The 13624-nt window shown below is 73.8% G+C and carries 14 protein-coding genes; 1 reads left to right on the forward strand and 13 read right to left on the reverse strand.

Annotated elements, in window-relative coordinates; all coding sequences use genetic code 11:
- Nucleotides 1-10: 10 nt before the first annotated feature.
- The 7 genes from ACZ45Z_RS15740 to fmt all read right to left on the reverse strand — a co-directional run bounded on the left by ACZ45Z_RS15740 (nucleotide 11) and on the right by fmt (nucleotide 6250).
- Complete coding sequence (locus ACZ45Z_RS15740) at nucleotides 11-454, reverse strand: barstar family protein (RefSeq protein ID WP_468362176.1); 444 nt, start codon at nucleotides 452-454, stop codon at nucleotides 11-13.
- Nucleotides 455-668: 214 nt separating this feature from the next.
- Nucleotides 669-1685: a sugar-binding transcriptional regulator gene (locus ACZ45Z_RS15745; protein WP_468362381.1), complete on the reverse strand. Its 1017-nt coding sequence runs from the start codon at nucleotides 1683-1685 to the stop codon at nucleotides 669-671.
- 173 nt (nucleotides 1686-1858) lie between these two features.
- A complete protein-coding gene (gene rpe / locus ACZ45Z_RS15750; protein WP_468362178.1) occupies nucleotides 1859-2542 on the reverse strand; it encodes a ribulose-phosphate 3-epimerase in 684 nt (227 codons plus the stop codon).
- Nucleotides 2543-2600: 58 nt separating this feature from the next.
- Nucleotides 2601-3041: a GNAT family N-acetyltransferase gene (locus ACZ45Z_RS15755; protein WP_468362180.1), complete on the reverse strand. Its 441-nt coding sequence runs from the start codon at nucleotides 3039-3041 to the stop codon at nucleotides 2601-2603.
- Nucleotides 3042-3126: 85 nt separating this feature from the next.
- Nucleotides 3127-3330, reverse strand: coding sequence for a hypothetical protein (locus tag ACZ45Z_RS15760; protein ID WP_468362182.1), 204 nt, complete (start codon nucleotides 3328-3330; stop codon nucleotides 3127-3129).
- A 484-nt stretch (nucleotides 3331-3814) separates the two neighbouring features.
- Nucleotides 3815-5248, reverse strand: coding sequence for an RsmB/NOP family class I SAM-dependent RNA methyltransferase (locus ACZ45Z_RS15765; RefSeq protein ID WP_468362184.1), 1434 nt, complete (start codon nucleotides 5246-5248; stop codon nucleotides 3815-3817).
- Between the two features lie 60 nt (nucleotides 5249-5308).
- Nucleotides 5309-6250: a methionyl-tRNA formyltransferase gene (gene fmt / locus ACZ45Z_RS15770; protein WP_468362186.1), complete on the reverse strand. Its 942-nt coding sequence runs from the start codon at nucleotides 6248-6250 to the stop codon at nucleotides 5309-5311.
- A 248-nt stretch (nucleotides 6251-6498) separates the two neighbouring features.
- On the opposite strand from fmt, the gene ACZ45Z_RS15775 reads away from it, so the two are divergent.
- Nucleotides 6499-7044 (forward strand): hypothetical protein, encoded by a 546-nt coding sequence (locus ACZ45Z_RS15775; protein ID WP_468362188.1) that lies wholly within the window; start codon nucleotides 6499-6501, stop codon nucleotides 7042-7044.
- Nucleotides 7045-7219: 175 nt separating this feature from the next.
- Here ACZ45Z_RS15775 and ACZ45Z_RS15780 read toward each other — a convergent pair whose 3' ends face one another.
- From ACZ45Z_RS15780 to ACZ45Z_RS15805, 6 genes are all read right to left on the reverse strand, one after another.
- Entirely contained in the window at nucleotides 7220-9361 is a 2142-nt protein-coding gene (locus tag ACZ45Z_RS15780) for a primosomal protein N' (RefSeq protein ID WP_468362190.1), read from the reverse strand.
- A gap of 134 nt (nucleotides 9362-9495) precedes the next feature.
- Entirely contained in the window at nucleotides 9496-10704 is a 1209-nt protein-coding gene (gene metK, locus ACZ45Z_RS15785; protein ID WP_468362192.1) for a methionine adenosyltransferase, read from the reverse strand.
- Between the two features lie 231 nt (nucleotides 10705-10935).
- A complete protein-coding gene (coaBC, locus tag ACZ45Z_RS15790; protein WP_468362383.1) occupies nucleotides 10936-12165 on the reverse strand; it encodes a bifunctional phosphopantothenoylcysteine decarboxylase/phosphopantothenate--cysteine ligase CoaBC in 1230 nt (409 codons plus the stop codon).
- A 109-nt stretch (nucleotides 12166-12274) separates the two neighbouring features.
- Nucleotides 12275-12547 carry a DNA-directed RNA polymerase subunit omega gene (gene rpoZ / locus ACZ45Z_RS15795; RefSeq protein ID WP_005319902.1) on the reverse strand — a complete coding sequence of 91 codons (273 nt, stop codon included), beginning with the start codon at nucleotides 12545-12547 and terminating at the stop codon, nucleotides 12275-12277.
- 71 nt (nucleotides 12548-12618) lie between these two features.
- The gene (gene gmk / locus ACZ45Z_RS15800; RefSeq protein ID WP_468362195.1) at nucleotides 12619-13236 is read right to left on the reverse strand and encodes a guanylate kinase; all 618 of its coding nucleotides are present in this window, start codon (nucleotides 13234-13236) and stop codon (nucleotides 12619-12621) included.
- A gap of 38 nt (nucleotides 13237-13274) precedes the next feature.
- Entirely contained in the window at nucleotides 13275-13598 is a 324-nt protein-coding gene (locus ACZ45Z_RS15805; RefSeq protein ID WP_043438486.1) for an integration host factor, read from the reverse strand.
- Nucleotides 13599-13624 lie beyond the last annotated feature (26 nt).

Here is a 13624-nt window from a genome sequence, read left to right on the forward strand (position 1 = left end):
CCGCCGCCGCTCAGCCGCGTGGCCGGGCCCGCCCGCGCGTCATGATCACGGCCAGCCCGGTGTCCGTGCCGCGCCAGTAGCCGACGGAGTCCGCCAGCAGCCGTTCGACGACGCTCCAGTCCTCGGGCCGGGCGGCCGCGTACCCCTGCCAGCCGGTGACGACCAGCAGCCGGCCGCGGTCGGCCGGACACCACGACAGGTCGGTGAGGCAGTCGGCGAGCGCGTCCCAGTTGCGGCCGAACCAGCCGGGCAGCCGCAGCGACCGGGCGCACCGCTCCATGAAGTCGGCCTTGTCGGCCGCCCCCTCAAGATCGAGGGCCGCGCCGCACCAGCCGGCGTCCCGGGCGGCGGCCAGCGCGTCCGCCACGGGGCGGTCCGCGGGCCAGGTCAGCACGCCCGCGGGTGTGCTGCCGTCGAGCACCGCCACGAGCGGCGGGGGCACCGCGCCCGTCATCGTCGCACCGCCTCGAAGGTCCGGTGGAGGGCGCCGGTGTGCCGCGCCGGGAGGGGCGGCACGCCGACGGCGCCGGCCCGGCGCGGGGTGGAAATGATCACCATGGTGCCGATGCTGTCACAGGCGCGCCCGCGCTGCCCGCCGGTCGCGGCGGTAGGGGGCACGGTGCCGGCGGGTCTCTCGGCGGGGCTCCGCCGGTGCTCGCCGGCGGCCGTCACATGCCGTCGGGGTCCGCCCGGTCCAGGGCGGGGCGCGGGCCGGGGCCGGTCTCGTTGAGCAGGTGATCGGCGGCGGCGGTGTCCGTCACCAGGCTCGTCACCAGGCCGGAACGCAGCACCGCGCCGATCGCCGCGGCCTTGCGCCGACCCCCGGCGATCGCCACCACCTCGGGGATCCGGCGCAGCCGGTCCGCCTCGACGGTGATGCAGCGTTCACCGAGGTCGCGGCCGATCCGGCGGCCGTCGGCGTCGAAGAGGTGGGCGGACATCTCGGCGGCGGCGCCGAGCGAGGCGTAGTGCTCGCGCTCCTGCTCGCTCAGCATGTCGTAGACGGTGGAGATGCCCGGGGCCCAGGAGCCGATGGAGACACAGGCGACGGTGACCTTGTCGAAGTACTCGAAGGCGCGGGCGATGCCGGTCTGGCCGCGCAGCGCCGCGGCGGTCGCCGAATCGGGCAGCAGCATCGGCGCGTAGATCGGGTGGGCCTCGCCTCCGGAGACGTCCGCCGCGCGACGGACCGCCTCCACGGAGCCGCGGTCGGCGGTGCCCGCGTCGTAGACGCCGGTGAGCTGGACGACGGTGCAGGGGGGAAGCCGGTGCAGGGCGGCCGCCATGTGGATGGTGGACCGGCCCCAGGCCAGGCCCAGCACATCGCCCTCGGCGACCAGCTCGCCGAGCAGGTCGGCCGCGACCTCGCCGAGGTTTTCCGGGTCGGCGGCGTCCTCCGAGGCGCCGCCCGCGCCCGGGGAGGCGGGCGTTTCCGCGGGCGACTCGACGACGACCGCGTGGCGCAGGCCGTAGCGGGCGCGGAGCGCGTCGGAGCGTTCGGCGTCCAGTTCCGAGGGCACCCGGATCTCGATCCGTACGAGATCCCTCTCCAGCGCCGTCTCCAGCACACGCGCGACCTTGAACCGGCTGACGCCGAACTCCTCGGCGATCTGGATCTTGGACTTGCCCTCAAGATAGAAACGGCGGGCCATGGCCGCGGCCTGCACCAGCTCGGCGGGGCCCATTCCGGACTGTGGGCGGCTGGCAACCACGAATTCTCCCCTTGTGCGCATCTGATCGAGTCTTTGCTCATCCTTTCAGAAACCCGAGGTCGGCGGGGACCATGGCCTCCCCGCCACTCGTGAACGCTCGATGACGCCACAGTCAACCCCCGGAGCCCGGCCGGAGCGGCCCCGGATCAGTGCGCGCAGCCCCAGCCGCCGCCCGGCGTCGCCTTCTCGGCCTGCTCCCGCAGGTTCCGGACCGCCTTGGCCGGATCGTCCGCGCCGTAGACCGCGGAGCCGGCCACGAACACGTCGGCGCCCGCCTCCGCGCACCGCTCGATCGTGGCCGCCGAGACCCCGCCGTCCACCTGGAGCCACAGCTCCAGGCCGTGCCGCGAGATCAGCTCACGGGTCCGGCGGATCTTGGGGAGCATGATGTCCAGGAACGCCTGGCCGCCGAAGCCCGGCTCCACCGTCATGATCAGCAGCATGTCCAGCTCGGGGAGCAGGTCCTCGTACGGCTCGATGGGGGTGGCCGGCTTGAGCGCCATGGACGCCCGCGCGCCCTGGGCCCGGATCTCCCGCGCCAGCCGCACCGGAGCGGCCGCCGCCTCCGCGTGGAAGGTGACGGACCCGGCCCCCGCCTCGACGTAGGCCGGCGCCCAGCGGTCCGGGTCCTCGATCATCAGATGCAGGTCGAGAGGGGTGTCCGTCGCCTTGCTCAGCGACTCGACGACGGGCACGCCGAGGGTGAGGTTCGGGACGAAGTGGTTGTCCATGACGTCGACATGGAGCCAGTCGGCGCCCTCGACAGCCTTCGCCTCCTCGGCGAGACGGGAGAAGTCCGCGGACAGGATGCTGGGGTTGATCAAGGCCATACCCCCAGTATGGCGTGGCCGCCCGCGGCCCCCGGACCCGGGCGGGCCGGGTCTCGGCTCAGGGCAGTCGCATTGTGTGCCAGGGCACGCTCTCCCCCGGCAGCACGTACGTCTCGACCTCGGCGAATCCGTGCTGCCGCGCGAACCGCAGCCCGTCCGGGTTGGACGCCAGGACCACCGTCTCAACCGCCCCGGCACCGAGCTCCCGCGCCCGGGCCAGCCCCCGTGCGTAGATCTCCGCCCCGAAGCCCTGCCCGCGGTGCGCGGGGAGCACCCGGGCGATCACCGTGGCCGTCGAGGTGCCGCTCTCGGGCGGACGCACCGTCGAGCAGCCCACCAGGACGTCGCCGAGGTAGGCGACCTCCAAGTGGTGGCGCAGGCCGCGCTCGCGCACCTCGTCGAGGGAGAGGAGGTGGGTGGGGATGATGAGGTTGTGCACGTAGCGCCAGTCGTGGAGCGTGGCGTCGTCGTGCACCCGTTCGATGCGGAGGCTGGACACCCGCCACAGAGAACCGCACGCGTGGCGGACCGTCAATTCGATTGGGGCGCGCGGGTTGCGAGCCCCGACGGCGGCCGGCGTCTTGTCAGTTCTCGGTCGGCAGCCGGCGTACCAGGTTGCCCGCCAGGTGCCGCGCCGCGTGGGCCCCGTCGCCCTCGTGCGCGGCCAACCGCCGGAGCAGTTCCACGGCGGCCTGGGCCTCCCGCAGCGTCAGGAGCGGGAGGCGCTTCTCGTCGACGTCGACCACGCCGTCCACCAGAGCCAGCAGTCGATCGTCCATGTCACTCATGAGCGGTCCAACGCCTCACCCTCCCCGGGGTCACGCATAAGTCATTTGCGAGCCGTGAGGTCGGAAATTCAGCGTGAGCGCGCTCAAGGAGCTGTGCGCTCCGTCCGGAGCCCTGGCGCTGATGTGGGCGCTGATGTTCCTGCTCCCCCGCAGGGCACGCGACTGACCAACCGGCGCCCCTCTCGTCTCCGCGGAGGGGCGCCGGCCGTCAACTGGCCCAGGCACCCGCTGCCTCGCGTTCACGTCGACCGCGCCCGCGTCCGGGCTTGGCCTCGTTGTGCCCGTTTTGATCGTGCCCCCGGGGCGCGAGGCACTCTGCCGCGGCGGCTACGGGACCACCCGGCCCCGCGAGCCGAGCGGTACGCCGACGGCCACACCGGCGACCGAGGTGCGGGAGGGCCCGCACCTCGTCCGCAAGCGGCCAGGACACCGCGACGACGCGTGCGTGGGCGAGAAGCTGGCGAGAAGCTGGACAGCCGCGCTCTCAGGCCGTCCTGCGCAGCAGCGCCAGATACATCGCGTCCGTGCCGTGCAGATGCGGCCACAGTTGCACATCCGGACCGTCGCCGAGTGCGGGGACGCCGGCCATCAGCGGGCGGGCGTCGATCCACTCCACCTCGACCGGCGCGCCGCCGCGGCCCTTGAGGACGTCGTCCACCACGGCGCGGGTCTCGGCCGGGTGGGGCGAGCAGGTCGCGTAGCCGACGACGCCGCCGACGCGGACGGCGGCCAGGGCCTGGCGGAGGAGTTCGCGCTGCAACGGCGCGAAGCCGTCCAGGTCCGCGGGGCGGCGGCGCCAGCGGGCCTCCGGGCGGCGGCGCAGCGCGCCCAGGCCGGTGCAGGGCACGTCGACCAGCACCCGGTCGAAGGCGCCGGGCTGCCAGGCCGGGCGGGTGCCGTCGGCGGCGATGACCTGGTAGGGGCCGGGGTTGCCGTCGAGGGCCCGGGCCACCAGGCGGGCGCGGTGCGGCTGCTTCTCCGAGGCCAGCAGGGCCGCGCCGCGCTGGGCGGCGAGCCCGGCCAGCAGCGCGGCCTTGCCGCCCGGGCCGGCGCAGCCGTCGAGCCAGGCCCGGTCGCGGCCCTCGACGGGCGCGTTGGCCAGCGCGAGCGCGACGAGCTGGCTGCCCTCGTCCTGCACTCCGGCCCGGCCCTCGCGCACCGGGTCCAGCGCACCCGGCTCGCCGCCCTCCGCGAGCCGCACCGCGTACGGCGACCAGCGGCCGGGCAGCGCGCTGTCCTCGCCGACGGCGTCGAGCAGCTCCTCGGCCGTGGACCGGCCCGGCCGCGCCACCAGCGTCACCTCGGGCCGCTCGTTGTCGGCCTCCAGCAGGTCCTCGATGCCCGCGCGGCCGCCGCCGAGGGCGTCCCACAGCGCGGAGACGATCCAGCGGGGGTGCGCGTGCATGATGCCGAGGTGTTCCTCGGGGTCCTCGTCGTAATCCGGGGCGACCCGCTCCAGCCAGCCGTCCAGGTCGTGCGCGGCGACCTTGCGCAGCACCGCGTTGACGAACTTCGCCCGCCCGTCGCCCAGCACGACCCGCGCCAGTTCGACGCTCGCGCTGACCGCGGCGTGGGTCGGGATGCGGGTGCCCAGGAGCTGGTGCGCGCCGAGCGTGAGGACGTCCAGGACCGGCGGGTCGACCTCCCGCAGCGGCCGGTCCACGCACTGCGCGATGATCGCGTCGTACGTGCCCTGCCAGCGCAGCGTGCCGTACACCAGCTCCGTGGCCAGCGCCGCGTCCCGGTTGTCGAAGTCGCCGCCCTCGCGCGCCTTGCGCAGCAGCGGCGGCAGGACGAGGTTGGCGTACGCGTCCCGTTCGTCCACCGCCCGCAGCGCCTCGAACGCGAGGATCCTGACCGGGTCCTTCTGCGGGCGGCGATAGGGCTTGCTGGGGCGGCGGCGCGGCTGCTGAGTCACAGAAAAGGTGCTCCGGATGCGATGAGGAGAAGTCCGTCCCAGCCTACGCGGGCGGGCGCGTCACCGGTCGCCCAGCCGCTCCCCCGGCTCGATGCGGACGCCGCGGGCCCAGTCGGCGGCCTTCATCGGCTTCTTGCCCTGCGGCTGGACCCAGATCAGTTCGACGGGGTGGCTGCCGGTGCCCACGTACACCGCCTTCTTGGTGACGGCGAGTTCGCCGGGCGCGAGGGAGAGTTCGGCGTGCTGCGCTGCGGAGGCCGCCGACATCAGCTTCAGGCGCTCGCCGCGGAAGACCGTCCACGCGCCGGGCGCGGGCGCGCAGCCGCGGATCACCCGGTCGATGCGCAGCGCCGGCGCCGTCCAGTCGACCTTGGCGTCCTCGACCTCGATCTTCGGCGCCAGGGAGACGCCCTCGGCCGGCTGCGGCACCGCCTTCAGGGTGCCGTCCTCGATGCCGTCCATCGTCGCGGAGAGCAGGCCGGCGCCCGCGAACGCCAGGCGGGTCAGCAGATCACCGCTGGTGTCCGTGGGGCGCACCCGCTCGGTCAGCACGCCGAAGACCGGGCCGGAGTCCAGGCCCTCCTCGATCTGGAAGGTCGAGGCGCCGGTCACCTCGTCGCCCGCCAGCACCGCGTGCTGGACGGGTGCCGCGCCGCGCCACGCGGGCAGCAGCGAGAAGTGGAGATTGACCCACCCCTTCGCGGGAATGTCGAGGGCGGACTTGGGCAGCAACGCGCCGTAGGCGACCACCGGGCAGCAGTCCGGCGCGATCTCGCGCAGCCGGGCGAGGAAGTCCTCGTCGCGCGGCTTGACGGGCTTGAGCACCTCGATACCGGCCTCCTCCGCGCGCTCCGCGACGGGGCTGGCGACCAGTCTCCGGCCGCGCCCGGCGGGGGCGTCGGGCCGGGTCACGACGGCCACGACCTCGTGCCGGTCCGAGGCGATCAGGGCATCGAGGGCGGGTACGGCGACCTCAGGGGTGCCGGCGAAGACGAGCCTCATGGGTGGCGCACTACCTCTCACACGCAGCGGAACGACGCATCAGTCTATGGGCTCGGCCCGCCGCACGAGCCGGCACTTCAGGGGGCGTACGCACTTCTCCGCGCCCCGCACGGAAGCTCGTACGCCCCCATACCGTGACCAGAGCCGCTGCTGCCGCGTTGGTCAAACAGCATTGACCCGTTTCGGGCCGCTTTCGTGACCCGATCCCCTTCACCCTTCCTTTCCACGCCGGTTCGAGAGGCTTGCTCATGGCCGACCACGCAACCCACGACGCCCAGGCGCGCGCCAGCCTGCATCTCCTGGTGCGGGACATCGAGCGGGTCCGCCGGCAGGTGGACGCGCTGCGCACGCTGACCGCTCAGCTCGGCAACGTCTACCGGCCGCGCCGGACGGGCCCCTCCACGGGCTTCGTCGTCTACGGGCGCGCACCCGCCCCGACGGTGCGCCTGGCACAGGAGTTGCGCGACAGCGTCGAAACCCTCGTCACGGCGGCGGTCGACTTCGACCGTTCGCTGGGCTTCTCCTGGGACGCGGTGGGCTCCGCGCTCGGCGTCACCAAGCAGGCGGTGCACCGCCGTTACGGCGCCCGTCGGGCCGCCGCCCAACCCACCGCCGACGGGGCCGAGTCGGCAGTCCGTTCGCCCGAGGCACCCGCGGCCCGTCCGGTGACGGTCGCGGCCGGCCTGCCCGCCACGCCGTCCGTCACCGCCACCCGCTCCCTGCCCGCGCAGCCGTCCCCCGCCGTCCGGCAGGACGCCCGGTCGGGCGCCTTCCCCGGCCCCCGCAACGGCTGACGCCCTTCCAGAACCACCGAGCACCGACGATCAAGAACGCCCGCCCGCGCCACTCGCCCGCGCCCCGGGACCGCCCGCCGACAACGGTCCCGGGGCGGCGCCGTTCGCGGACGCCGGGCGCCGCCGCGCGCGGTGCGAGAGGTCCGGGGCCCGGGCGGCTCGTCCTTCCCGTCGCTCAGCCCAGGTCCGGCGGATCGATCCGGACGCGGACCGCCTCACCCTCCCGTTTGACCAGGCGCGCCGCGCGGGCGGCTTTGAGGGCCGCGGCCAGGGCCGCGCCCTGGCCGGGGCGGACGCGCACGAGCGCCCGCTCCCACGCCTCGCCCGGCGGTGGATCGCCCGGCCGGCGGGGGCGTCCGGGATCGGGCACCGGCAGCGGAACGGGGCCCAGCACCTCGGCGCCGGCGGGGAGTTCGGCGGACTTCAGCAGCTCGCGGACGTCGTCGGGGCGGCCGGCCACCGAAGCCATCCGGGACACCGGGGGAAAGCCCAGCTCGGCCCGCTCGGCCAGCTCGCGGACGGCGTGCCCGACCGGGTCCCAGCGCACCAGCGCCTGCACCGGCCGCAGCGTCGCCTCGGCGATCACCGCGACCGTGCCGCCCGCCGCCTGCCCGCGCACCAGCGAGGCCGCGCCCAGCCAGCGGCGCAGCGCCTCCTCCCCGGCCCGCAGATCCGGCCGCCCCAGCAGCGCCCACCCGTCCAGCAGCAGCGCGGCGGCGTAACCACCGTCCTCGGCCACCGGCTCCGCGCCGGGCGTGCTCACCACCAGCGCGGGGATGCCCGGCACCGACGCCAGGACGTGGTCCCGCCCGGAGGTGCGGACCGGCACGGCCGGAAACGCCCGGCCCAGCTCCTCGGCCGTCCGCCGCGCCCCGACGATCTGGGCGCGCAGCCGGGCCCCGCCGCACTCGGCGCAGTGCCAGTCCGGCTCGGGACGCCCGCACCACGCGCAGGCCAGCTCGCCCGCCTCCCGCGACTCCAGCGGCCCCGCGCAGGCCCGGCAGCGGGCGGCGGTACGGCAGCGTTCGCACGCCAGCCGGGGGGCGTAGCCGCGGCGCGGCACCTGGACGAGCACCGGGCCGTGCTTGAGTCCCTCCCGGACCACCTGCCAGGCCATCGTCGGCAGCCGGGCCGCCCGCGCCGCCTCGTCCCGCGCCTCGTCGGCGTCGCCGACCGTACGGACCAGGGGCGCGGCGGCCCGCACCTGTTCGCGCTCGGCGGCCAGCGGGCGCGCCCACCCCGTCTCGACCAACTGGGCCGCCTCGACGGTGCAGGTCAGGCCGCCCAGCAAGAACCCGGCCCGTTCGTTGACCGACCGCTGGATGAGGACCTCGCGGGCGTGGGGCTGCGGTGCGTGCGGGTCGCTGTGGCTGGCGTCCCCGTCGTCCCACAGGGCGACCAGGCCCAGCTCCGCGACCGGCGCGAACATGGCCGCGCGGGTCCCGATCACGGCGCGCACGGAACCCCGGCTGACCGCGAGCCAGCGGCGGTAGCGCTCCTCGGGACCGGCGTCGGCGGTCAGCAGCACATGCCGCCCCGCGCCGATCAGCTCCCCGAGCGCCGCGTCCACCCGCGCCGCGGCCCGCCCGTCCGGCACCACCACCAGCGCGCCCTTCCCGGACGCCAGCGCCGCGGCCACCGCCCGCGCGAGCTCCTGCGGCCAGGTCGGACCCGGCAACGCCGTCCATACGGCGCGCGGCGCGTCCCCCCGCGCCAGCGCCGCCAGAAACGCCGGACCCGCCGGATAGCGCTCCCAACTCCCCGGCTCCGGCGGCGGGTTGGGCGGCAGGGGGGCGGGCGACGGCTTCGCTTCCGCGCGCGCCCGGCGCGGCGGCACCGCGAGCTGCACGACATCGGCGAGCGTCCCGGCGTAGCGGTCCGCGACCGCGCGGCACACGGACAGCAGCTCGGGCGTGAGCACCCGCTCGGACGAGAGGACCTGCGCGAGCGGGGCGAGGACCCCGCGGTAGTCGCTCTCGGCGACCCGCTCCACGATGAACCCGCTGACGAGCTTTCCGCCCTCGCGCCGGCCGCCCTTCTCCCCCGCCCCGAACCGCACCCGCACCCGCACCCCGGGCTGCGCCTCGGCGTCCATGGCGGCGGGCACGGCGTAGTCGAAATACCGGTCGAGGTGCACCAGGCCCTTGTCCACCAGGACCCGCGCCACCGGCAACCGCGCCGCCGGCTCCGCCCCCCGCCACGTCCGCGGCTTCGCCCGCTCCGCCCTGGTCTCCCGCACGGTCTCCCGGATGAGGGCCAACTGCTCGCCCGCACCCGACTCCGCCCCCGCCTCCGGCCGCCCGTTCTCCCTGCTCACAGGTCAAGTCTTAGCAGACCCCACCGACAACGCCCGGCCCGCCGGGTTCCGGGCATCCGGGCCCGGAAAACGCCGCGGCCCCGGACCGTCGAGCGGTCCGGGGCCGTGGGTGCTTCTCGTCAGCGAGGCTCGGCTCAGAGCCCCGCGGCCTTGCGCAGCGCGTCGACGCGGTCGGTGCGCTCCCAGGTGAAGTCCTCCAGCTCGCGGCCGAAGTGTCCGTAGGCGGCGGTCTGGGCGTAGATCGGACGCAGCAGGTCGAGGTCGCGGATGATCGCGGCCGGACGGAGGTCGAAGACCTCGGCGATGGCCTGCTCGATCTTCTCGGTGTCGGCGGTCGCGGTGCCGAACGTCTCCACGAAGAGGCCGACGGGCTCGGCCTTGCCGATGGCGTAGGCGACCTGGACCTCGCAGCGGGAGGCCAGGCCGGCCGCGACGACGTTCTTGGCGACCCAGCGCATGGCGTACGCGGCCGACCGGTCGACCTTGGACGGGTCCTTGCCGGAGAACGCGCCGCCGCCGTGGCGGGCCATGCCGCCGTACGTGTCGATGATGATCTTGCGGCCGGTCAGGCCGGCGTCACCCATCGGGCCGCCGATCTCGAAGCGCCCGGTCGGGTTGACCAGCAGACGGTAGCCGTCGGTGTCCAGCTTGATGCCGTCCTCGACGAGCTCCTTGAGGACGTGCTCGACGACGAACTCACGGATGTCGGGCGACAGCAGCGAGTCCAGGTCGATGTCGGAGGCGTGCTGCGAGGAGACGACGACCGTGTCGAGGCGGACGGCCTTGTGACCGTCGTACTCGATGGTGACCTGGGTCTTGCCGTCGGGGCGGAGGTAGGGGATGGTCCCGTTCTTGCGAACCTCGGAGAGCCGGCGGGAGAGGCGGTGCGCGAGGTGGATCGGGAGCGGCATCAGCTCCGGGGTCTCGTCGCAGGCGTACCCGAACATCAGGCCCTGGTCGCCGGCGCCCTGCTTGTCCAGCTCGTCCTCGTCGCCCTCCACCCGCTGCTCGTACGCGGTGTCGACACCCTGGGCGATGTCCGGGGACTGCGCGCCGATGGAGACCGAGACGCCGCAGGAAGCGCCGTCGAAGCCCTTCTTGGACGAGTCGTAGCCGATGTCGAGGATCTTGTTGCGCACAAGATTGGGGATGTCGGCGTACGCCTTCGTCGTCACCTCGCCGGCCACATGCACCAGGCCGGTGGTGATCAACGTCTCAACGGCGACCCGGGACGCCGGGTCCTCCTTGAGGAGCGCGTCGAGAATCGTGTCGCTGATCTGGTCAGCGATCTTGTCGGGGTGGCCCTCGGTGACGGACTCCGAGGTGAACAGGCGGCGGGACACATCGCTCCCTGGGGTTGCAGCGGCTGCTGGCTGATCATTGGCGGAAGGGCCGAGAGCTGCGCTCGGCCCGGTCCACGGCCAGTTTATCGGTCTGATGCGACGTTCGGGCACGCAGTCTCGATTTGTGGACCCCCGGTGACCTGGGACACCACGACCCACGGTAGGACGATCACCTCGCCGGCCCCCCGGGTCAAGGGGGCACACCGGTTTGCGTGCGACGGATGTGGCGCGTCAGGGGCGGGGTTCGGCGAGCCGCGGCACGACGAGGTCCCACACGGTTTCGGCCAGTGTTTCCTTCGGTCCGTACGGCACCGGGGTCTCGGTTCCGTCGGTGGCGAGGATCACGGCTTCGTTCTCCGCCGAGCCGAAGGCCTTGTGCTCCCCCACCTCGTTGACAACCAGCAGGTCACAGCCCTTGCGGGCCAGTTTCGCGCGTCCGTTGGCGAGGACGTCGTCGGTCTCGGCGGCGAAACCCACGACGACCTGGCCGGGGCGGGCCCGGTCGGCGGACAGCTCGGCGAGGATGTCCGGATTACGCACCAGACTGACCGGTTCCGGGTCCCTGCCGTCCCGTTTCTTGATCTTGCCGGTGGCGTACGTGGCAGGCCGGAAGTCGGCGACGGCGGCGGCCATGACCACCGCGTCGGCGTCCGCGGCGGCCTTCAGCACGGCCTCGCGCAACTGGACGGCCGAACCGACGGGGACCACCTCGACGCCGGCCGGATCGGGCAGCTCGGTGTTGCCCGCCACGAGCGTGACGCGGGCGCCGCGGGCGGCGGCGGTACGGGCGAGGGCGTAGCCCTGCTTGCCGGAGGAGCGGTTGCCCAGGTAGCGCACGGGGTCCAGCGGCTCGCGGGTGCCGCCCGCGCTGATGACGACATGGCGGCCCGCGAGGTCCTGGACGAGCGCCCGGTCGCCGCGGGCCAGGACCCGGCGGCAGAACTCGAAGATCTCGGCCGGGTCGGGGAAGCGGCCCTTGCCGGTGTCGACGCCGGTCAGCCGGCCGACCGCGGGCTCGATGACGAGCGCGCCGCGGCGGCGCAGCGTGGCGACGTTCTCCTGGGTGGCGGGATGCTCCCACATCTCGGTGTGCATCGCCGGGGCGAAGACGACCGGACATCGGGCGGTGAGCAGGGTGTTGGTCAGCAGGTCGTCGGCGAGGCCGTGGGCGGCCTTGGCGAGCAGGTCGGCGGTGGCGGGCGCGACCACGACGAGGTCGGCGGCCTGGCCGATGCGGACGTGCGGGACCTCGTGGACGGATTCCCAGACCTCGGTGGAGGCCGGGTTGCCCGACAGGGCCGACCAGGTGGCCTCGCCGACGAAGTGCAGCGACGCGGCGGTCGGCACCACCCGCACGTCGTGGCCGGACTCGGTCAGCCGCCGCAGCAGCTCGCATGCCTTGTACGCGGCGATCCCGCCGCTGACCCCCAGGACGACCTTGGGCGTCTCCCGCTCCCGCATGTCCATCGCTTCGCTGCTCCCCGACCCTAGGTCCGTACGCATGCCCCTATGACACACCAAGGGCCCGGCAGTGTCGCTGCCGGGCCCTTGGTGAGGAATGCCGTGCCGCTTACTGAGCCGGGCCCTCGATGGCCTCGGAGGTCAGCAGACCCGCGTTGATCTCGCGGAGCGCGATCGACAGGGGCTTCTCGTGGACGTGCGTGTCGACGAGCGGGCCGACGTACTCGAGAAGGCCCTCGCCGAGCTGCGAGTAGTACGCGTTGATCTGGCGCGCGCGCTTGGCGGCGTAGATCACGAGGCTGTACTTCGAGTCGGTGGCCTCGAGAAGCTCATCAATTGGCGGGTTGATGATGCCCTCGGGTGCGGTGATGGAAGAGGACACTCTCTGCCTTCCGAAGGGGGATGAAGCCGGTGTGCAACGCGAAAATCTCTGGCGGTTTGGGGTCCGCGGGCTCAGCCGCTGATGTTCTCGTCCCCAGGCCGACGCAACATCAAGGCTAGCAGCTCACGGCTGACGTCCTCGACGGAGGTGTTGACAAGGGTCGCGTCGAACTCTTTCTCCGCCGCCAGCTCGACCCGGGCCGCGGCCAGGCGGCGCTCGATGACCTCAGGCGCCTCCGTCCCCCGGCCGGTGAGCCGGCGGACCAGCTCGTCCCAGCTCGGCGGGGCCAGGAAGACCAGATGGGCGTCGGCCATGGACTCGCGGACCTGCCGCGCGCCCTGCAGATCGATCTCCAGCAGGACCGGCTCCCCGGCCTCCAGGCGGTCCAGGACCGCCTTGCGCGGGGTGCCGTAGCGGTTGCCCGCGAACTCGGCCCACTCCAGCAGCTCGCCGTTGGCGACGAGCTTGTCGAACTCCTCGTCGTCGACGAAGAAATACTGCACGCCGTGGCGCTCCCCAGGGCGGGGCTGGCGGGTCGTGGCCGACACCGAGAGCCAGACCTCGGGGTGCACTTTGCGCATATGAGCGACGACCGTGCTCTTGCCGACCCCGGAGGGGCCGGAGAGCACGGTCAGTCGCGGACGAGCGTCCGGGGGGGCGGGGGACGTCCCCCGGGATGTTGCAGCCATACGGCGATTATTCCAGCTTCCCGGCGGTGCCGGGAAACTCAGGAAGGGGCGCCGCCGAATTCGCGCTCCAGCGACGCGATCTGGTTGGAGCCAAGACCCCGTACGCGGCGGCTCTCGGAGATGCCGAGCCGCTCCATGATCTGCTTGGCGCGGACCTTGCCGACGCCGGGCAGGGACTCCAGGAGGGCGGAGACCTTCATCTTGCCGATGACGTCGTTCTCCTGGCCCTGCTTGATGACCTCATGGAGGGAGGCACCGGAGTGCTTGAGCCGATTCTTGACCTCGGCGCGCTCCCGGCGAGCCGCGGCGGCCTTCTCGAGCGCGGCTGCGCGCTGTTCAGGGGTAAGGGGCGGAAGAGCCACGCCTACGTCACCTCGGATGTCGAACT

It is taken from the genome of Streptomyces sp. NPDC031210 (genome assembly GCF_055570395.1).

Bases quoted from the DNA above. Each gene is read 5' to 3' on its own strand.
- coaBC (WP_468362383.1), bottom strand. From the start codon at position 12,165: ATGCGGGAGCGGGAGACGCCCAAGGTCGTCCTGGGGGTCAGCGGCGGG.
- rpe (WP_468362178.1), bottom strand. From the start codon at position 2,542: ATGGCCTTGATCAACCCCAGCATCCTGTCCGCGGACTTCTCCCGTCTC.
- ACZ45Z_RS15760 (WP_468362182.1), bottom strand. From the start codon at position 3,330: ATGAGTGACATGGACGATCGACTGCTGGCTCTGGTGGACGGCGTGGTC.
- fmt (WP_468362186.1), bottom strand. From the start codon at position 6,250: ATGAGGCTCGTCTTCGCCGGCACCCCTGAGGTCGCCGTACCCGCCCTC.
- ACZ45Z_RS15775 (WP_468362188.1), top strand. From the start codon at position 6,499: ATGGCCGACCACGCAACCCACGACGCCCAGGCGCGCGCCAGCCTGCAT.
- ACZ45Z_RS15740 (WP_468362176.1), bottom strand. From the start codon at position 454: ATGACGGGCGCGGTGCCCCCGCCGCTCGTGGCGGTGCTCGACGGCAGC.
- gmk (WP_468362195.1), bottom strand. From the start codon at position 13,236: ATGGCTGCAACATCCCGGGGGACGTCCCCCGCCCCCCCGGACGCTCGT.
- ACZ45Z_RS15745 (WP_468362381.1), bottom strand. From the start codon at position 1,685: ATGGGCCCCGCCGAGCTGGTGCAGGCCGCGGCCATGGCCCGCCGTTTC.